This is a genomic window from Paenibacillus sp. GCM10027627, assembly GCF_042675505.1.
Classification (GTDB): domain Bacteria; phylum Bacillota; class Bacilli; order Paenibacillales; family Paenibacillaceae; genus Pristimantibacillus.
This window is the reverse complement of record NZ_JBHTHB010000004.1, coordinates 86,020-103,634: the sequence shown is the minus strand read 5'-3', so window position 1 is coordinate 103,634 and position 17,615 is coordinate 86,020. Positions and strand designations below refer to the sequence as shown.

Below are 17,615 nucleotides of genomic sequence, written 5' to 3'. Positions count from 1 at the left end.
TAAATTTTTCTGTTTGAGTGATGATATGCCGAATCATATCACAACTAGGGCAAAATTTTTCGAGTTACATGGTTAGAGGCATGTCATCAATTTCTATTTAATAAACATCCCTTCAAATGATATACTATTTATTAAAAGATTTCTTTGAGCCTTTAATGAATGCTAGTGTAAAAATTTTATCGATAACTGTCGATATTAAAGTGTATATATAAAACCTTTGATAATAGGTAGTTTTAGGTGAATTCTGAGGAGGACTTGGAATGAACATAGGCATAAAAGCAATTGAATACTTTCTTCCTCAAAAGATTCTCTCAAACGCTGATCTTGTAAAAACTTTTCCGGGTTGGACAGAGGAAAAAATTTACAATAAAACAGGAATAGTGAATAGGCACATTGCAAACGATGATGAATATGTATCTGACCTTGCTTACAATGCTGCCAAGAAATTATTTGAGAACCATTTAATTGAACCCAAAGATATAGATTTTGTAATCCTTTTTACGCAGAGTCCGGATTATAATGTTCCAACAACTGCTTGTATACTGCAAGACCGATTAGAGATTCCTAAAACTGCTGGCGCCTTTGATATTAATTTGGGTTGTTCAGCTTTTATATATGGACTAGCTGTGGCAAAGTCATTAATAAATACGAATATAGCAAAGAATATACTCTTAATTACTGCAGACACCTATTCGAAATATATCAATCCAATGGAAAAAAGTGTTGCAACCATTTTTGGAGATGGAGCAGCCGCGGCTTTAATTTCTTATAATGAAACCTCGCAAATTAAGGAATTCGATTTAGGCACTGACGGAAGCGGTGCGGAACATTTGATGGTTGCATCTAGTGGAACTAGGGCAAGAAGGACAGAAAAAAATATTCAAGATGATTTACATAATAGCCTGTACATGAATGGACCAGAAATATTCAATTTTACAATAGATGTTGTTCCGAAATCGATAGATAACGTGTTGAACAAAAATAACCTAGCCCTTGATGACATTGATTTTTTTGTGTTTCATCAAGCAAACAGTTATATGTTAAATCACTTAAGGAAAAAGTGTAATATTCCTGAGGATAAATTTTATATAAACATGGTTGATATAGGGAATACGGTATCATCAACTATACCAATTGCACTTTGTCAGGCAGAGAAAGAGGGTCGCATCAAAAGAGGTGACACTATCCTTCTTGTAGGTTTTGGAGTAGGATTGTCGTGGGGCTCAACCATCATTGTATGGTGACCATAGATATTTTAAATTGGGAGGCAATAAATATGGACGTACAAACAAAATTAAACTTGCTGGAAGATATGTTAGAGCTTGAACAAGGATCATTAGAAGTAACAGTAGAACTTGAATCGTTAGAAAGCTGGGATTCGCTTGCAGCCATTTCATTAATTGCTCTTGTTGATGAACATTTCGAAAAGAGATTAACCGGAGCCATGATTAAAGAGTTTAAAACAGTGCAAAACATTATAGACTTTATGGAATGAGGCATCGGATATGCCAAAGGGAATCTTGAAAAATGTAGCAGTACGAGGTATTGCATGTGCAGTGCCTAAAACGATAGTAAAAACATCGGAAAGTAATGAGTTATTTGGTGAAGAGAGTGTTGCAAAGTTTGTCAAAATGACTGGCGTCGAACAACGTCACGTCGCATCAGAAAAACAAACGGCTTCTGATTTAGCTTTTGCAGCAGCACAGGATCTTATGAAGCACTTGAAATGGGACATTGATAGCATAGATGGTTTGATTTTTGTAACACAAAGTCCTGATTATTCAGCTCCAGCCACTGCATGCGTATTGCACGGACGGTTAGGTCTTAAAAAAGATTGTATTGCATTTGACGTAAATTTAGGCTGTTCCGGTTTCGTATATGGTGTATATATTGCAGGTTCATTTATGCAGACCGGAGATACGAAGCGCGTTTTATTTTTGGGAGGAGATACATCAACGAAAGGGATCTCGCCCTTGGACAAGTCCTCTGCTATGCTATTTGGTGATTCTGGTTTCGCCACAGCCCTTGAGTATGATGAAAGTTCGCAAATTCCTTACTGTTATTATTCCGATGGTACTGGATATAAATCTATCATTACACCAGCCGGTGCTTGCCGCAATCCAAAAGGCAGTCATGAACGTAGAGAGTTTGGTGAAGGCGTAATTCGCTCTGATTACGATTTATACATGAATGGGGCGGAGGTATTCGATTTTACCATCACCGAAATACCGAATATGTTAAAAAGTTTTATGGCCGAACATAATATATCTGAAAATGACTACGACTTGTTTGCCCCCCATCAGGCAAATGTATTTATGCTCAAGCATATTGCAAAAAAAGCAAAGATTCCGCTTGATAAGCTCGGAGTTTCCATGGACAGATACGGAAACACAAGTGTAACCTCAATACCTATAACCATTTGCGATGCTTATGGGGGCAAAGAACACGGGAATAAAAAAATTCTTGCGCCCGGTTTTGGAATAGGTTTATCCTGGGGAACTAATCTTTTTGATGTGTTAGCAGAGAACTGCTTGCCGATTATTGAAACCGATGATTATTTCGAAGACGGAGGAATTGTGGTTGATTAATCCTATGGATTTAAGTGGCAAGAAGGTAGTAGTTACAGGCGGATCTTCCGGTATTGGAAGAGCTGCCTGTATTCAACTAAGCCGATTAGGGGCTCAAGTTATTACAATAGCTAGAAATGAACAAAAGCTAATTGAAACTTTGGATCAAATGGAAGGTGGCAACCACCTTTCATATATATATGATCTTCAAGATATTAGTGGTATTGAGAACCTGATGAAGAAAGTGATTTCAGAAACAGGGTCTCTTGACGGTTTGGTGCATTGTGCAGGAATCGCTCCAATGCGCCCATTAAATATGACAACACATAAGTTCATAAATGATTTGTTTACCATTAATGTTTTTGCATTCATTGAATTATCTAGAATGTTTGCGAAAAAAGGGAACTTTAATCCAAACTCAAGTATAGTCGTTATGTCATCTACTGCTTCTTTTCAAGGCGATAAAACAAAAATAGCATACAGCGCATCAAAAGGGGCATTAAATAGTGCTGTAAAATCAATGGCAGTGGAGCTAGCCGATAAAAAAATACGCGTAAATACAGTATGTCCTTCTTTTGTTGAAACGGAGTTGCTTGAGGAGTATACAACCCTCGTCGGTGAAGAAGCAAGAGTTAGATTACTGCAAAAACAATACGCAGGCTATGTTTCTCCCGAAGGTGTTGCAAATGCAATTGCATATTTACTTTCAAAGCCTTCCGAATTTATTACTGGGACGGACTTTATTATTGATGCAGGAGCAACGTCTCACTAAAATATTTTAGATACCGAAAAGTAATAGGGCCTACGACTGAGCATATTGGCAGTCAGAGGGCCCTTTTATTTCATATAAACTGATTTCTGCTTCTTGTTGGGATTAACCTAATTAGGTCTGTCCTGGTCTGAATCACCTTTAGTGAAATAGAAATTATTATTTAAAAGATTCAATTTTTTTACCTTCTTACCGTGAAAAGATAGGACTGCATTCAAATCAACAACTGATAGATCGACAGGCTGGAATCTGGACGGCAAGACGATTTTATCATCATCTGAAGTAAATTCTTTCTTAAAGCCAACTGATTCCAGTCCAAAGTTAAACATATCTGTCGTGCAATAGAAATCGGCGAAAAGGACAGCCTCGTCCGTTCCGATTTCTACGATTTTGTTCGCAAGTGCTATGGAAGCATCCTGATTTTTGGATATAAACTCAACAATACGCAAAATTTTAGCGGTGTTATTGACGATGTTCTCAACCCTTGCGACAAATAATCCTTCATAATTCCCGGCCTGATCTTGAGCAGTATACACCAAATAATTAAAGGTCGGATGGTTTAAATATCGCCAGCTCAGAAATTCAAAGTTGCGCGAAACACTAATCGTCTTAGGGGCAATATGTGTATAGTAAAAGCTATTCCATTTATCTTTCACCAATTCCTGTCGAACTGTTTTGTCACCATATTGAGTTATCTTGCTAACACTATCATAATTTCTTAAATAATTTTCGTTGCTCTCTAGTAAAACTTCGCTTGTTTTTTTCTTATCAAAAATGCCAATCATCCGGTCTAGCTTATAGATAGGTTGTCTTACCATATCTTTTGAAATAGCAGCTGGTGAAACACGCATTGAAAATGTACTTAGACCTATCCCTAAACTGCAGAAGAAAGGATACAGATCAAAAGGTTTAGCATATAATAATAGGCCCGCCATAGAGCCTCTATATTCTTCTAGCACGATAGAATTGGTTACGTTACATGCTGCCTCTGTTTCGCCATTAAGGTTAAACTCAAATAGCATTAAGCCGCCTAGCCCAACGATTTTACCATCTTCCCATACACCTATAGCACCATAATTTTCTTTCCCAATATATTTTTCATGCTGCGGGGTGTTATAAAACATAAAATCAGCTAGAGCCTTATCCCGACTTAAAATATGGCCTTTCTTCCATATTTCATCTATTGCTTCCATATATAAATCAGTTTCATCTCTTCTAAAGAGCCGTATCTCCATAGTCGAATTACATCCCCTTGCGAAATTTTTGGAAAAACAATCATTTCATCTATTTTAAAGTTTAACTTGAATTCTTTTTTATAAGTGATTATCGACAAATTATATTCATAACTTAATACACGATTAAGAAGATTTACTTTATGACGACGCAACCAAAACCTTTATTAACATCTTAAAATAACCGATATAAGATACTGAAATCATTTATAAAACGATAATGCATTAAAACAGAGGAGCATCAATCTCTAATCAGGATACTTACTTAGTAAAATCGGATTTTGATATGGACCATATGAATATTTGGCTGCAGCCTAAAGGATGGAATACTGATGAATAATGTTGCCGTAATGTACCATTATGTCCGGGAGCGGGATGGCTGGAGGGGGATTTTCCCTTTGTCGCCTAAAGATTTCTCAGATCAAATTGATACGCTGAGCAAGACATACGATATTATTTCGCTGGATCAGATGGACATCCCGAGATCAAGACCATGGTGTATCTTGACTTTTGATGATGGCACTAAGGATCAATATATCAATGCGTTTGAAATTTTGAAGCGCAAAGGGGTCCCTGCTTATTTTACAGTGATGTCAGGCCCTTTGGTTTCTGGTGTTGTTCCTATCATGCATCTTGTGCATACTGTGCTTTCTTTTGTTTCTGATGAGGAAATCTGGGAACTGATTTGTTTGAAGCATGATACGACTGGCATAGAAGAAGAAAGCATAATCTATTCTTATGAGCTCGATAGGTTGCGCAGGTATAACAAGTACATGTTGAATGTAAAGCTAACAACAGAAGAAGCAACAGAAATTCTGGGATCACTATTTGACACCCTGTTTCCGGATAGAGCTAAATTCATTGATGACTTTTACTTGACGGAGCAGGAAATCAAGCATATGCACCGTGAAGGAATGACCATAGGGGTGCACTGCCACAAGCATCAGCCTTACTGTGGAAATCCTCAACAGTTCTACGACAAGGAAATTAAGCCTTGCCGGGACTATCTTACGAATGTATTAGGTTCTCCTCCTGAGTGGTACACTCCTGCTTTTGGTGGAGGTGTCCACCATAAAGCAATGAGAGAGCAATTAACGCCAATTCTAGTCGCAAATGGTTTCAAGGGTGCATTTACCACCGTATCGAAGGAAGTGCCGCAGGAACGGGATTTCTGGATTGATCGGATTGACTGTTCAAAGTTAGTACATGCAAAGATAAACGGTTAAAAAGGATGTTAAGTTCGCGATATTGAAAAAGTGCAAGAGAAAATCGTTACGATATCGCGCTAACGGCTATAAAAGGGCATCCCATCAGATACCCTTTTATTCTCAATAGAGATTACAATGAACCGTTTCGCAAGTAGGGCTAATTCCATTATCCCTTTTTGTTTTGAGTACGTTTGGCAGGGTGAATCCAGCCGTTGTAAGATCGGACTTTCTCGTTAATCACTTCCAGTTGCTGCGCGAGGTCATCCAGCTTTTGCTTGGTGAGATGTTGCTGCTCCACTAACAATTGGTACCTTGCGGGAATTGTTTCTTCGCCCTTGCTATACAGATCAAGGTAATGACGAATCATTTCAATCGACATGCCTGCGGTTCGAAATGCGAGTATGGTGCGCAGCCAGCCGATTGCAGGATCAGTAAATACTCTGCGGCCATTTTGATCTCGAGTTACGCCGGGGATTAGTTCCTGATCATCGGATGCGTTGATCCAAAGTGCCAAGGAGAAAGCGAAGGAACAAGGATTTGAGCTGCTGGTAAGCCCAGTTGATCTTGACCTGACCTTTGCGTTTGGCGGCAAAACCGTCCGAGTTGATCAAATGACCGGCTATGGGAAATTTGCGGAGCGCTGGTTCGTATTCGGTCATTTGGAACCCGCAAAACTTTGACGATGTGAAGACGCATTGGGGCAGATCGGATATTAATAACATCGCGGCGCGGCTGGATTTGGCAGGAACGGGCAATAACACCTTCTCGCCGGACCGTAATGTGGCACGCTCTGAATTTTCGGAAATGATCGTGGAGGGTCAGGGTCTGATGCGCCAGAATGCGCCAGAGAATGGGTTCCCGTACGTGTTGAAATCGGCATGGTATGGCGATGCGGTAGCTATAGCGGGTGAGTTCGATATTGTTCGCGGTTTTGCGGACGGCAATTTCTATGGCAATAAAGAAATTACGCGCGAGCAAGGGTTTGCCATGATAGCTCGTGCATTAACTTTAATCAATCCGCAGTCGAAGCTGAGTCAGCAACAAGTTGATGCACAACTGGCAAAGTACGGCGATGGAGCGAAAGTAGCGGGCTGGGCACGTGCTGATGCGGCGCAGTTAATTGCAGCGGGCATCGTACAAGGAGAAGGCGCAGATGCGCTTCGTCCGAAAGCGTCGATGAAACGCGCAGAAGTAGCGGCGATGATCGCGAGATTGCTCAAAACGACGGAACTGATCGACAAGTAAAGCCTTGCAATCCCGGGACTGCTCCCAAAGCAGGTTTACTTTCTTGATGAGATCGCTCGTATGATTAAAATGTAAAAAAGGAATGGCGATGTGGAGGCAATCTCTGCATCGTCATTCCTCTTTTTTAATTTATAGCTGTATTGTTGAGCAGATTGGCGAGCGAAAGCGACCTGACCTCAAGGCTTACTTTCACAACTAAATGTCCAAAGATGCCCCGCGAGTGTTCTAATGGTTTCGGGCACTTGATTTTATTCAACGGATGATCTATATTGGTTTAACAGATTAAACTAATGGACGAAATAGGTGAAGGATTATGAATCAGGTCGAACTTATTCAAAAACAATTTAAAGAGTGTATCCCTTTGCTGGAAGTGCTGACCGATGAAAATCGTCAAGCCATTATTATGTTGCTGGGACAACACAAATCGGGGCTTAATGTCAACACGATAGCCGAGCATATTCAACTGTCCAGACCGGCCATTTCTCACCATTTGAAGGTGTTGAAACAGAATGGCTTTGTTCGTTTTGAAAAAAAGAGCGTTGAAAATTATTATGTGCTCACTCTCCATCAACCGCTAGAGCAAATCAAATTATTAATTAATGCTGTGGAAGAGGAATGCAGCAGATTTCCAAAGGACTAACACTGGACGGTTGAAGGCGGTCATCAATCGTTTTTTTGTACAATAGGTTTATTCGTTTAAACTAATAACCATATGGAGGAGAATGATAATGAATGCAATTATAATTGAGAAGTACGGGAAAAACACCCCATTGACGATGTCAGAACAACCAATGCCTGAAATCGGCGAACACGATGTGTTGGTCGAAATTCATGCAGCTAGCCTAAATCCAATCGATTTCAAAATAAAGGAAGGGAAAATGAAATTCCTTTTGAAGTATGAGTTTCCGTTAATTTTAGGAAATGATTTTGCCGGGGTTGTAGTCAAGGTTGGCGACCGGGTGAGCGCATTTAAACCTGGCGATGAAGTTTATGGCAGACCACGCAAACACCGTATCGGCACATTGGCGGAATACATTGCTGTACACGAGGCAGATATTGCGTTAAAGCCACGGAATTTAAACTTTGAAGAAGCGGCATCTATACCGTTAGTTGGACTTACGACTTACCAAGCTTTTACCGATATTTTGCATCTTCAAAAAGGACAAAAAATTTTAATCCACGCAGGCGCAGGAGGCGTGGGGACGTTTGCCATTCAACTGGCCAAAAGGATGGGAGCTTTTGTTGCCACAACAGCAAGCGATAAAGGCTCTGATTTGGTCAAATCATTGGGAGCCGACCTGGTGATCAATTATAAAAAAGAAAACTTTGAAGAAGTACTCACCGGATATGACGCTGTTTTTGATACTTTAGGAGGAGTAGCTTTGGAAAAATCATTCCGCATACTGAAGCCGGGTGGACAAATCGTATCCATCTCTGGCGTGCCAAACGGAAGGTTTGGAAAAGAGGCGAAATTGGGATGGGTGAAAACGGCAATTTTGTCCGTCGTGAGCCGCAAGCTCAAAGTTCTTGAAAAGAGATACGACGCGAGATATCATTTCCTTTTTATGAAAGCGAGAGGAGAGCAATTAAAGGTTTTAAAGGAATTTATTGAAGGGGGTCTTATTAAGCCCGTTATCGATAAAGTATATCCTTTGAAAGATGCCGGGCAAGCCTTTCAGTATCTAGAAGGCGGAAGTGCCAAAGGAAAGGTAATTGTTAAAATAAAGTAATTTCAAATATGATGAAAATTAAATTACTGCCAAAGTTTAAGGCCATCCTCACAAAGGATGGCCTTAAACTTGTCGTTCTAGACAGCGCGGAGAATGATAGCTTTTCTATTTAAGCGCTAAGACTATTCTTTTCAAAATATCGTTAGCTTGTTCACGCGCTTCAAGCTTATCACTGGAATGGGCGATACCTATCGCAGCTTCCGTGATTGCGCCAAATAGGATGAAAGCTAACAAATCTACGTTCTGTTGTTTAATATGTCCATTATCCATAAGCTCTTTGATGAGCATGACAGATAAACCCATAATACTCTGTTTTTCTTTATCTCTCCATATCGTCCAACCCAAAACAGCTGGTGCTTCCATAATGACGATGTGCAAATAAGCAGCATTCAGACAGCCATCTAAATAAGTTTCGATGGCGATTTGGGCTCTTTCCCATGGATCCGTCTCCGTATCTACAGCCATTGATACTCGTGCGACCATCCCAGCGACTAGCTGGTCTACGACATGCTCGAACAGATCCTTTTTGTCTTTAAAATGGTAATACAGTGCCCCTTTCGTTAATTGTTCTTGTCTAACAATTTCATCAATGGACGTTTTGCTGTATCCAACTTCGGCGAATAAGGACTGGGCACGTTGGACTAAAGCTTTTTTAGTTGATTCGGCATCATCATGCCTACGTAGTTTAGAGTTCATGGCAATATTATATCGCTTAATTTTTGAAATATAAAGGTAGATTCATAACCAACATACTTTAGGTATTTCAAAAATACTTTGAGTATGTTATGATCTGTAAAAATCTGAAGTGACCAACTGAGGAGGTTATGAGATGGAAAAAGTTCATATCCAAGCGGGCACAATTAATTATCGAGATGAAGGGGAGGGGCCAGTCATCTTGTTTATGCACGGCTCGCTTTCTAACGGCCAAACATGGAGAAAGGTTATCCCGCTTCTTTCGAAACATTATCGTTGCATAGTTCCAGACTTGCCTCTAGGAGGACACTCCATACCCTTACTTCCATCAACAGACTTCACACCACCAGGTATCGCTGCAATTATGAAACAATTTGTTGATGCGCTGCACTTGGACGAATTTATTCTACTAGGCAATGATACAGGTGGGGCATACGCGCAAGTATTCACTATGTTATTTCCAGAACGAGTAACGAAGCTAATTTTATGCAACGTCGATGCTTTTGAAATTTTTCCTCCTAAAACATTTGCCTTGCTGCAGCTAGCCGTTAAAATACCCGGATTCTCTTTCCTCATGGCGCAACTTTTCCGATTTAAACCTGCTTTACGTGCTTCATGGGCTTTAGGTCCGCTATCCCATAAGGTAAGGGAGGGGGAGTTTCGTGACTTATACGTTCATAATTATATTACTAACTCAGAAGTTCGTGCGAACTTTGTCAAAGTTGTAAAAGGCTGGTCCCCAAAGCATACCCTCGAAGCAGCCGAGAAGCTTGCTAGCTTTTATAACCCTGTATTGGTCCTTTGGGGTGCCGATGATCAGTTATTCCCAATTGAATTAGGCAAAAGAGTAAGTGGAATATTCCCTAACGCACAATTTGTAATCGTGAACCATTCACGTACCTTAGTACAAGAAGATCAGCCAGAGATGTTCGCTCTTCACCTTCAGCAATTTATTGCCTGCTCTACATTAGCCCCATAATCTGAATGCAACAACCCTCTGAATACAATCCATTTCATCTCGAATTCTCTCTTACCAAACTATAGACTTGCACAAAATAAATTTTCCAACCGATCTCCACGTTCATCCAATCATTTCCTTTCAGCCTAACATCCTATGTATACGAGAATATGGTCTACAGCGGTTGTTTTGCTTTGTTAACAGCAAAAAATGCGGATAGGGATGTGGAAGAATTGAACATAAAAAAGCCAACCCGTACATTGAAGGTCAACATTAATACGCTGAGCAGGCTGAGGAAAAATAAGAGGCAAAACAAAATTCCAGGACTGCTAATCGATAAAAAATATGCTCCTCGAATATTAAGACGGGGGAAGGAACCGGAGTTGACGGGACGTATCGTCGCGCCAGGGAATTCCCAGTACAACTCGGCGCGGCGGGAGTTCAACGCCTATTTCAACAAATTTCCGCGAGTGGTCGTATTTGCTCAGAAGACTCAGGATGTCGTCAACGCCCTTCGTTGGGCCCGCTATCATCATGTACCGATTCGTATGCGCTCCGGCCGTCACAGTTACGAGGGGTTATCGGTCGTGGATGGAGGGATCGTCATTGACGTGAGCGAAATGAACGAGGTGGATGTGAATCGCAAACGTGGCATTGCTACAGCTCAGGCGGGTGTTAGGGGCGGTGCCTTAAATTCGGCGCTTTGGAAGGAAAGGCTAGTCGTTCCTGTAGGACTTTGCCCAACGACAGGTATTGCTGGAGTTACACTTGGAGGCGGTCACAGTATTTTGTCTCGTCCCTATGGTCTTACGCTCGATCATTTAGTCGATATCGAACTGGTTACGGCTGAAGGACGCTTAATTAACGCCAGCGCCAACAAGAACCCGGACCTCTTTTGGGCGTTGCGCGGCGGCGGTGGGGGAAACTTTGGCATTTGCACAAACTTCCGTTTCCGCACTCACCCCATTGAAACAGTCGGTTTTGTTGAAATCGGCTGGGATCTGCGCGATCTGGAAGCCGTCCTTCGGACTTGGCAGAACTATACGGTTCCAGGAGCCAATGAGCGGCTCACCGTTACCCTTGGCATTGCAAATGGACGCCAATCCTCGCAGTCCCAATCATCAAACCAACAGTCTTCAGTGGATTTTCAAATATTAATGCAAGGAGTTTTCCTCGGATCTGCTAAAGAGCTGCGACATTTGCTCCAGCCATTACTTCGCACAGGTTCGCCACGAAAGGTAGTCATTAAGGAGATTCCTTGGATTGAGTCCGTTGGTCTAGTAGCAAAAACTACGCCAACCACTCCGTTTCCCTTCAAAAGCGTCGGACCTTACGTCTATCATCGGCTGCCTGAGGCTGCGATTGCGACCATCCGGCGTTTTATTGAATCGCCGCCCACTTCAGGGGTCACGATTTTGCTGCACGGCTTGGGCGGTGCGGTAGCTAAGGTGCCGAATCACGCTACAGCGTACTACTACCGCCGGGCCTTGTATAATATGACTCCGACTGCAACCTGGAACACACAAGCGGAGTCGAGACGGGGAATTCGTTGGGTGGAAAACTTCCGTTTGGCAATGCTTCCTTATACCCGCGGCGTCTACGTCAATACACCGGACCTCCAAATTAAAAACTGGCAGCAAGCTTATTTCGGCAGTAATTTCGCCAGACTGACACGAGTTAAGGCACAATACGACCCTAATAACATCTTTCATTTTCCACAGAGTATCCCGCTAGCGCGCAGGTAGCGTTTGGAGTTAACTTAAATGTTTAGAACCCAAGCTGATTAGGCTTGGGTTCTATTGTTACATGGCGGCAGCTAGCCTGAACGATTTGTGTCAGTGCCCCCGTTCCTAAACGATTAGTTCCTTTCAGTGAAAATTTGAAAGGTAACTCCAAACCGATCCGTTACCATGCCGTAGGCAGGGCTGAAATAGAACGGCTGCAGGGGTAAGAGCACCTTTCCTTCTGAACGCAACGCATCATAAATGCGCTCCGCATCGGATACCTCCTTTAATGTAAGGCAAATGTTAACCTGATCTCCGCGCTCCAATGACTGGCCTTGTTCTGAATCGCTGACAAACAGCTCGGAACCACCGACAACCAGTACGGAATGTGCCACTCTTTTTTTCACTTCTTCAGACATCTGCGAAGTGACGCCATCCTCAGGGATTTCTCCAAACGTTTGTTTGAACACAACTTGCGCAACGAAAGCCTGCTCGTAAAATTGGATTGCTTCATTTGCACGGCCATCGAGCATGATAAAAGGGGTGAATTTTACATTCATCTTCTTTCAACTCCTTTAGATTTTTGGTATGGACTCATCTTCGATTGTATTAGATAATAGTGACAAATCACGTCATGATTAAGAAAACTTTTTACAAGCGAGGGCGATTAGGGAGTGTCTAAGTCCAAACGGTTGATGGAATTGATTGTTGCGGTCAATCGCAAGCGCCGATTTACAGTAAAGGAGCTTGCCAATGAGTTCAATGTATCGACGAGGACGATTCTTCGGGATTTACAGGAGCTCAGCGAACTAGGCGTACCTTTATACTCCGAAGTAGGCCCCCATGGCGGATACCGGATTTTGCAAGAGAGGCTTTTGCCTCCAATCGCTTTTAAGGAGCGTGAGGCAGCGGCCGTATTTTTCGCTGTCCAGGCGTTGCGTCATTATTCGTCTCTGCCGTTTGAAACAGAAACATCGGCTGTGTTGAACAAATTCTATAATTTTATGCCGGAAGATGTGCGCGACCGGATCGATCAGATGAGAGACAGGGTTGACTTCATTACGCCGGTTCGACAGGCACAGTCACCGCATTTGTCCGTATTGCTGGATGCAGCGATTAGGCAGGCAGTGTTGCTTGTGGATTATACATCCAAACAGCAGCGGGGCGAGCGGGAGATTCAACCCATTGGCATTTATACTCAAGAGGGATTATGGTACTGCTTGGCCTATTGTTTTCTTCGCAAGTCTTATCGTGTGTTCCGCTGCGATCGGATTGCTTCTGCCATTCCCACGGATTCTCCACCGCTTGACTTGCAGAAGATTCATCTGGGCAGTAAAGAGGGGCTTACTCGCCCTGATGGCGATAGTTTATACCTGTATGCTGAGCTGTCTAAACAAGGGGTGGAAGCATGTGAGGGAGATCCTTGTCCCATTCCTTTGCTCCATGTTCGCAATGACGGCACGGGGTGGCTCGAAGGAAATGTGGCAAGAAGTGATCTTCCGTTTTACGCTTCTTATTTTGTAGGGCTCGGCAAGGAAGCTGCGCTGAGAGAACCAAAGGAGTTGCGCGCGGCGATTAGAGTGCTGTTGTCTGAAATGATGGCTCGATACGCTGACGAAGGGATTGAGATGCAGAATTATTAAGAGGAGCATGTGCGCAGCTATCCTCGTCTAAATTGGCTTCTGTTTCCGGGCCGAACTCCGTAAAATAGGGGATGTTGTTCAAAGCACAATAGGAGATGACTGCTTCGAGTTATGATTTCATATAATATTGCAAGACAAAGGAGTCTTCATTATGATCGAGAAGTTGATAGCATTGGAAAATGGTATCAGGCTAAATGTAAGATATACAACTGATTCTAAGCCTGTAATTCTACTTCTCCACTTCAGTGGAGGGACGTTGAATATGTGGGACGGAGTGTCGCCTCTACTTTCAAAATCATACCGTATCGTTGCGCCCGATTTACGTGGACATGGAAAGTCGGATAAACCGGAGTCCGGATATCATATTGAAGATATGGCGAATGATGTTTATCTTATGCTTTTGGAGCTTAATATTGACGTATGCCATGTCGTGGGCAGCTCAATGGGGGCGGAGATTGGACTCTGTCTGGCAGCATCCCATCCGGAGAAAGTAGCATCATTGGTTTGCGAGGGTGCTTTGTACAACGAGTTTGGACAATTTGGTTTATTTTCTGGCAGTGAGGAAGAGATCGAGCAGGAAAAAAAGAAACGCCGTGTTCAAATTTTGGAACGCAACGTTCCGAAAGCCTATTCCCGTGAGGCGTATGTTAACCAAGAAAAGATGGCGTTCGTGCAGCAAGGCGTCTGGAACGAGCACGTATTATCATTTCTTGAAAGCACCATGTTAGAGGCTGAGTATGGGACTATTACAAGCCACTATCAGAATTCTGTTCGTTCGGAATATATTCAGAAATATTGGGATCTTGCTTTTGAAAGCTATTATTCAAGAGTACAATGTCCGATCCTGTTCCTTCCAAGCGAAGAAGAATGGAATAATGAAACAATTCGGCATAGCTTGACGGCGTTCACTTCTTTTTTGGTACCCAGATTCGAAATAAAGCTTATTCCCGATTCTATTCATGCTTATGTTTGGATGCATCAGCCAAAAGAAGCGGGAGAAACAGCGAAGGCATTTATTGATCATTTAAACAATGAAATTGGATAAAACAAGTGGTCCCGAATCAATGCTTATCCGACAGAGGAACATCTAAAGTTTGCCGTAGCCTAATTAAGAGCAAAAGAGCTTCTTCGAAGTAGTAGCGAAGAAGCTCTTTTATTTGGAGTTTGGTTTTGATTTTATTTAAAATTCATATTTACTTCAATTGTTTAAGTATCGTTACCCAGATTCTCAAACCCGTCACCCACAGCGTCAAAGCTGACCCAAAACCGATAAAAGTAGATGTCGCAATAAGATTTGTATCGCCAATAGTGACGTCCATTGGTAAAAAGAAAGTAATAATGCCTAAAATACAAAGAACAACACCTGTGCCATGATAAAATTTTTCTCGGAACAATTGAGCCAATGGAAAGAAATGAACGCCAACAATAATAGCCATGATAGGGAAGAAAAGTTCAAATTGATCGATTGCGTTGCAAATGATACTTGCTACAAAGATCGCAGCACCTTCTAGGCCAAAGATCAGACCAAATTTTCGATTTATTTTTTTCCAGTCTTCCCTTCCTTCCGGTGTAACCGCATTGTTCATGTTGCGAGCTTTGCCAAAAAGCGAAATGGCCCCAATCAGTAAAATAAATGTGACAATACCCGAAAGAACAAGTGACCATGGAGCTCCTAGCTCGCGTGATCCAATAATGCCAATGGCAGCCCAAAGCGCTCCAAAAAAAGTCATAAACATAACTCCATTTGCAGCGCCAAATACAGCAGCCTTCGGCGGTTTTACTAAATCGCTCATCTAGACCAGACCCCTTATCATTCAAATTGTCATAATGCATTCTAATAAAATCATTGTTCTCCTCTTGTGTCAATATTTACTAATAAAAGTTGGGTTAAATGACGTCTAGGGATGGGGAAGGAAAGTGTCTCGTTACAAGGTTTTGAACTTGGTTTACCCTTTGTGGGTAAAAAGTAAAAAACATACTCTATCGCTCATCTGTAATGGAAAGGAAACTTTTCTCCAAATGTTGAAAATAGCTGTTATAATGTCGAAACTAAGTATGAAGAAAAATTTTGTTTTGAAAATACAAAGTAAGGTGTAAAAAAATTGATTTTACTCTAAGGATGATAAATGATGAACATTTTATTAGTCGAAGATGACAAAACGATCGCGTCCGGTCTGGAATATTCTCTACAGCAAGATGGCTATTCAACCGTTCTGTGCCATGATGTCGCCTCTGCAAAAAAGACGCTCGCTGAAGACATCGACGGAATCGCATTATGTTTGTTTGATTTGTCGCTTCCGGACGGGAGCGGCTATGACTTGTGCAAAATGGTGAAAGAGCACAGAGACATCCCAGTCATCTTCTTAACGGCAATTGACGATGAGGTTAATGTCGTGATGGGGCTCGATATGGGAGCCGATGACTACATTACAAAACCGTTTCGAGTTCGCGAGCTTCTCTCCCGGATCAAATCCGTCTTGCGGCGATACCAAAAGCCGTCCCAAACAAAAGCGATCGTGGAGCTCGACAACGTCCGTATCAATACGCTGGAAGGCAAAGTGTATAAAAACGGCGCTGATATCCCGCTCACCGCATTAGAGTATCGGTTATTGTTGATCTTCGGGAACCACATTGGACAGGTTCTTTCAAGAAACCAGCTTTTGGAACAAATTTGGGATGTGGCTGGCGATTTCGTAAACGATAATACATTAACGGTTTATATCAAAAGGCTTAGGGAAAAGCTGGAGGATGATCCGGGCAATCCGACCTTGATCAAAACAATACGCGGTTTAGGCTATAAAGTTGGTGATTAGTGAGATGATACGTAACCGGGAAATTCAACTTTTATTGTTTGTCATGTGCGGGCTCAGCTTAACGGCGGCAATCATTGCCGCTGTGTTCATTTCTCCAGCCGCAGCGGCGCTCGTCCTTATTCTATCTACTTTGCTCATTGGCAGCAGCTTATTGTTCAGCAAATGGAGATACCGCGAGCTTGAGAAGCTGTCCCATTATTTGCGGGAAATTAGCAACGGCAATGATACCCTTGACGTTCGCGACAATCAAGAAGGCGAGCTTAGCATTTTAAAAAACAACATTTACAAAGTAACCCTCATGTTATCCGAGCATAGGTCGCTTCTTCAGCGGGATAAAATTCAACTGACGGATGCCATTTCCGATATTTCGCATCAGCTAAAGACGCCGCTTACGTCCATGACGGTTATGGCAGATTTATTAAGAAATCCTACCCTCCCTCCGGCGAAAAGAACGGAGTTCACTCATCATATTCGCATTCAGCTCGAACGTATCGATTGGCTTGTTTCTTCCTTGTTAAAGCTATCGAAAATCGACGCCAAAACCGTCCCATTCAAACAAGAGAAGGTATCAGTGAAAAAACTGGTCCAGAAGGCATTAGAACCGGTTATGATTCCGATGGACATTAAGGAACAAACCGTTTCGATCACAGGCGATGACAACGCCTCATTCCTCGGCGATTTCAATTGGACGGCCGAAGCCGTTATCAATATTTTGAAAAACGGAGTAGAGCATACGCCCGAAGGCGGAGCGATCGCTATCGCCTTTTCCGAAAACGCGTTATTTACGGAAATGATAATTGCCGACAAGGGTACAGGCATTCCGAAAGAGGATTTGCCTTATATTTTTAAACGTTTCTACAAAGGGAAAAACGCAGGCGAAGGCAGCATCGGCATAGGACTGGCGCTGGCTCACAGTATTATTGCCAGTCAGAACGGAGTGGTCGATGTGACGAGCGACGGCGAGAAGGGGACGGAGTTCCGAATTAAGTTTTATAAGCGCGTCATTTAGCGGCGACATGCCGTAAGTAAGCCA

The 17,615-nt window shown here is 42.3% G+C and carries 19 protein-coding genes; 14 read left to right on the top strand and 5 right to left on the bottom strand.

The window, feature by feature from the left end; genetic code table 11:
• The first annotated feature begins 260 nt into the window (after positions 1–260).
• The 4 genes from ACFQZE_RS15190 to ACFQZE_RS15175 are packed head-to-tail and all read left to right on the top strand — an operon-like array spanning position 261 to position 3,339.
• Positions 261–1,244: a 3-oxoacyl-ACP synthase III family protein gene (locus ACFQZE_RS15190; protein ID WP_379358428.1), complete on the top strand. Its 984-nt coding sequence runs from the start codon at positions 261–263 to the stop codon at positions 1,242–1,244.
• Positions 1,245–1,276: 32 nt separating this feature from the next.
• Positions 1,277–1,495 (top strand): phosphopantetheine-binding protein, encoded by a 219-nt coding sequence (locus ACFQZE_RS15185; RefSeq protein ID WP_379358426.1) that lies wholly within the window; start codon positions 1,277–1,279, stop codon positions 1,493–1,495.
• A gap of 10 nt (positions 1,496–1,505) precedes the next feature.
• Entirely contained in the window at positions 1,506–2,588 is a 1,083-nt protein-coding gene (locus ACFQZE_RS15180; protein WP_379358424.1) for a 3-oxoacyl-ACP synthase III family protein, read from the top strand.
• A complete protein-coding gene (locus ACFQZE_RS15175; protein ID WP_379358422.1) occupies positions 2,581–3,339 on the top strand; it encodes an SDR family NAD(P)-dependent oxidoreductase in 759 nt (252 codons plus the stop codon). Before ACFQZE_RS15180 ends, ACFQZE_RS15175 begins: the two co-directional genes overlap by 8 nt.
• A gap of 107 nt (positions 3,340–3,446) precedes the next feature.
• Here ACFQZE_RS15175 and ACFQZE_RS15170 read toward each other — a convergent pair whose 3' ends face one another.
• Positions 3,447–4,571, bottom strand: coding sequence for a hypothetical protein (locus ACFQZE_RS15170; protein WP_379358420.1), 1,125 nt, complete (start codon positions 4,569–4,571; stop codon positions 3,447–3,449).
• 329 nt (positions 4,572–4,900) lie between these two features.
• On the opposite strand from ACFQZE_RS15170, the gene ACFQZE_RS15165 reads away from it, so the two are divergent.
• Positions 4,901–5,794: a polysaccharide deacetylase family protein gene (locus ACFQZE_RS15165; RefSeq protein ID WP_379358418.1), complete on the top strand. Its 894-nt coding sequence runs from the start codon at positions 4,901–4,903 to the stop codon at positions 5,792–5,794.
• A 148-nt stretch (positions 5,795–5,942) separates the two neighbouring features.
• Here the strand turns inward: ACFQZE_RS15165 and ACFQZE_RS15160 are convergent, their stop codons facing one another.
• Positions 5,943–6,290 carry a MerR family DNA-binding protein gene (locus tag ACFQZE_RS15160; protein WP_379358416.1) on the bottom strand — a complete coding sequence of 116 codons (348 nt, stop codon included), beginning with the start codon at positions 6,288–6,290 and terminating at the stop codon, positions 5,943–5,945.
• A 107-nt stretch (positions 6,291–6,397) separates the two neighbouring features.
• Between ACFQZE_RS15160 and ACFQZE_RS15155 the strand changes: the two genes are divergently transcribed.
• The 3 genes from ACFQZE_RS15155 (at position 6,398) to ACFQZE_RS15145 (ending at position 8,751) form a co-directional block, all read left to right on the top strand.
• The gene (locus tag ACFQZE_RS15155) at positions 6,398–7,021 is read left to right on the top strand and encodes an S-layer homology domain-containing protein (protein ID WP_379358414.1); all 624 of its coding nucleotides are present in this window, start codon (positions 6,398–6,400) and stop codon (positions 7,019–7,021) included.
• A 313-nt stretch (positions 7,022–7,334) separates the two neighbouring features.
• Positions 7,335–7,661 carry an ArsR/SmtB family transcription factor gene (locus tag ACFQZE_RS15150; RefSeq protein ID WP_379358412.1) on the top strand — a complete coding sequence of 109 codons (327 nt, stop codon included), beginning with the start codon at positions 7,335–7,337 and terminating at the stop codon, positions 7,659–7,661.
• An 88-nt stretch (positions 7,662–7,749) separates the two neighbouring features.
• On the top strand, positions 7,750–8,751 hold the full coding sequence (locus ACFQZE_RS15145) for an NADP-dependent oxidoreductase (protein WP_379358410.1): 1,002 nt from the start codon (positions 7,750–7,752) through the stop codon (positions 8,749–8,751).
• A gap of 105 nt (positions 8,752–8,856) precedes the next feature.
• Here the strand turns inward: ACFQZE_RS15145 and ACFQZE_RS15140 are convergent, their stop codons facing one another.
• On the bottom strand, positions 8,857–9,447 hold the full coding sequence (locus tag ACFQZE_RS15140) for a TetR/AcrR family transcriptional regulator (RefSeq protein ID WP_379358408.1): 591 nt from the start codon (positions 9,445–9,447) through the stop codon (positions 8,857–8,859).
• 133 nt (positions 9,448–9,580) lie between these two features.
• On the opposite strand from ACFQZE_RS15140, the gene ACFQZE_RS15135 reads away from it, so the two are divergent.
• Entirely contained in the window at positions 9,581–10,423 is an 843-nt protein-coding gene (locus tag ACFQZE_RS15135; RefSeq protein WP_379358406.1) for an alpha/beta fold hydrolase, read from the top strand.
• A 335-nt stretch (positions 10,424–10,758) separates the two neighbouring features.
• Complete coding sequence (locus tag ACFQZE_RS15130; protein ID WP_379359263.1) at positions 10,759–12,147, top strand: FAD-binding oxidoreductase; 1,389 nt, start codon at positions 10,759–10,761, stop codon at positions 12,145–12,147.
• 113 nt (positions 12,148–12,260) lie between these two features.
• Here the strand turns inward: ACFQZE_RS15130 and ACFQZE_RS15125 are convergent, their stop codons facing one another.
• Positions 12,261–12,686 (bottom strand): VOC family protein, encoded by a 426-nt coding sequence (locus ACFQZE_RS15125; protein ID WP_379358404.1) that lies wholly within the window; start codon positions 12,684–12,686, stop codon positions 12,261–12,263.
• Positions 12,687–12,800: 114 nt separating this feature from the next.
• On the opposite strand from ACFQZE_RS15125, the gene ACFQZE_RS15120 reads away from it, so the two are divergent.
• Together ACFQZE_RS15120 and ACFQZE_RS15115 are read left to right on the top strand one after the other, a co-directional pair.
• Complete coding sequence (locus ACFQZE_RS15120) at positions 12,801–13,769, top strand: helix-turn-helix transcriptional regulator (protein WP_379358402.1); 969 nt, start codon at positions 12,801–12,803, stop codon at positions 13,767–13,769.
• Positions 13,770–13,920: 151 nt separating this feature from the next.
• The gene (locus ACFQZE_RS15115) at positions 13,921–14,814 is read left to right on the top strand and encodes an alpha/beta fold hydrolase (RefSeq protein ID WP_379358400.1); all 894 of its coding nucleotides are present in this window, start codon (positions 13,921–13,923) and stop codon (positions 14,812–14,814) included.
• A gap of 148 nt (positions 14,815–14,962) precedes the next feature.
• Here ACFQZE_RS15115 and ACFQZE_RS15110 read toward each other — a convergent pair whose 3' ends face one another.
• Positions 14,963–15,562: a DUF7010 family protein gene (locus ACFQZE_RS15110; RefSeq protein WP_379358398.1), complete on the bottom strand. Its 600-nt coding sequence runs from the start codon at positions 15,560–15,562 to the stop codon at positions 14,963–14,965.
• A gap of 336 nt (positions 15,563–15,898) precedes the next feature.
• Between ACFQZE_RS15110 and ACFQZE_RS15105 the strand changes: the two genes are divergently transcribed.
• Complete coding sequence (locus ACFQZE_RS15105) at positions 15,899–16,582, top strand: response regulator transcription factor (RefSeq protein ID WP_379359261.1); 684 nt, start codon at positions 15,899–15,901, stop codon at positions 16,580–16,582.
• A 4-nt stretch (positions 16,583–16,586) separates the two neighbouring features.
• Positions 16,587–17,591: a sensor histidine kinase gene (locus ACFQZE_RS15100; protein ID WP_379358396.1), complete on the top strand. Its 1,005-nt coding sequence runs from the start codon at positions 16,587–16,589 to the stop codon at positions 17,589–17,591.
• The last annotated feature ends 24 nt before the right edge of the window (positions 17,592–17,615 follow it).

Coding starts and splice junctions, on each gene's coding strand:
- ACFQZE_RS15115 (WP_379358400.1), top strand. CDS start 13,921: ATGATCGAGAAGTTGATAGCATTGGAAAATGGTATCAGGCTAAATGTA.
- ACFQZE_RS15110 (WP_379358398.1), bottom strand. CDS start 15,562: ATGAGCGATTTAGTAAAACCGCCGAAGGCTGCTGTATTTGGCGCTGCA.
- ACFQZE_RS15145 (WP_379358410.1), top strand. CDS start 7,750: ATGAATGCAATTATAATTGAGAAGTACGGGAAAAACACCCCATTGACG.
- ACFQZE_RS15170 (WP_379358420.1), bottom strand. CDS start 4,571: ATGGAGATACGGCTCTTTAGAAGAGATGAAACTGATTTATATATGGAA.
- ACFQZE_RS15155 (WP_379358414.1), top strand. CDS start 6,398: ATGGGAAATTTGCGGAGCGCTGGTTCGTATTCGGTCATTTGGAACCCG.
- ACFQZE_RS15100 (WP_379358396.1), top strand. CDS start 16,587: ATGATACGTAACCGGGAAATTCAACTTTTATTGTTTGTCATGTGCGGG.
- ACFQZE_RS15135 (WP_379358406.1), top strand. CDS start 9,581: ATGGAAAAAGTTCATATCCAAGCGGGCACAATTAATTATCGAGATGAA.
- ACFQZE_RS15190 (WP_379358428.1), top strand. CDS start 261: ATGAACATAGGCATAAAAGCAATTGAATACTTTCTTCCTCAAAAGATT.
- ACFQZE_RS15150 (WP_379358412.1), top strand. CDS start 7,335: ATGAATCAGGTCGAACTTATTCAAAAACAATTTAAAGAGTGTATCCCT.
- ACFQZE_RS15180 (WP_379358424.1), top strand. CDS start 1,506: ATGCCAAAGGGAATCTTGAAAAATGTAGCAGTACGAGGTATTGCATGT.
- ACFQZE_RS15125 (WP_379358404.1), bottom strand. CDS start 12,686: ATGAATGTAAAATTCACCCCTTTTATCATGCTCGATGGCCGTGCAAAT.
- ACFQZE_RS15165 (WP_379358418.1), top strand. CDS start 4,901: ATGAATAATGTTGCCGTAATGTACCATTATGTCCGGGAGCGGGATGGC.
- ACFQZE_RS15140 (WP_379358408.1), bottom strand. CDS start 9,447: ATGAACTCTAAACTACGTAGGCATGATGATGCCGAATCAACTAAAAAA.
- ACFQZE_RS15105 (WP_379359261.1), top strand. CDS start 15,899: ATGAACATTTTATTAGTCGAAGATGACAAAACGATCGCGTCCGGTCTG.
- ACFQZE_RS15185 (WP_379358426.1), top strand. CDS start 1,277: ATGGACGTACAAACAAAATTAAACTTGCTGGAAGATATGTTAGAGCTT.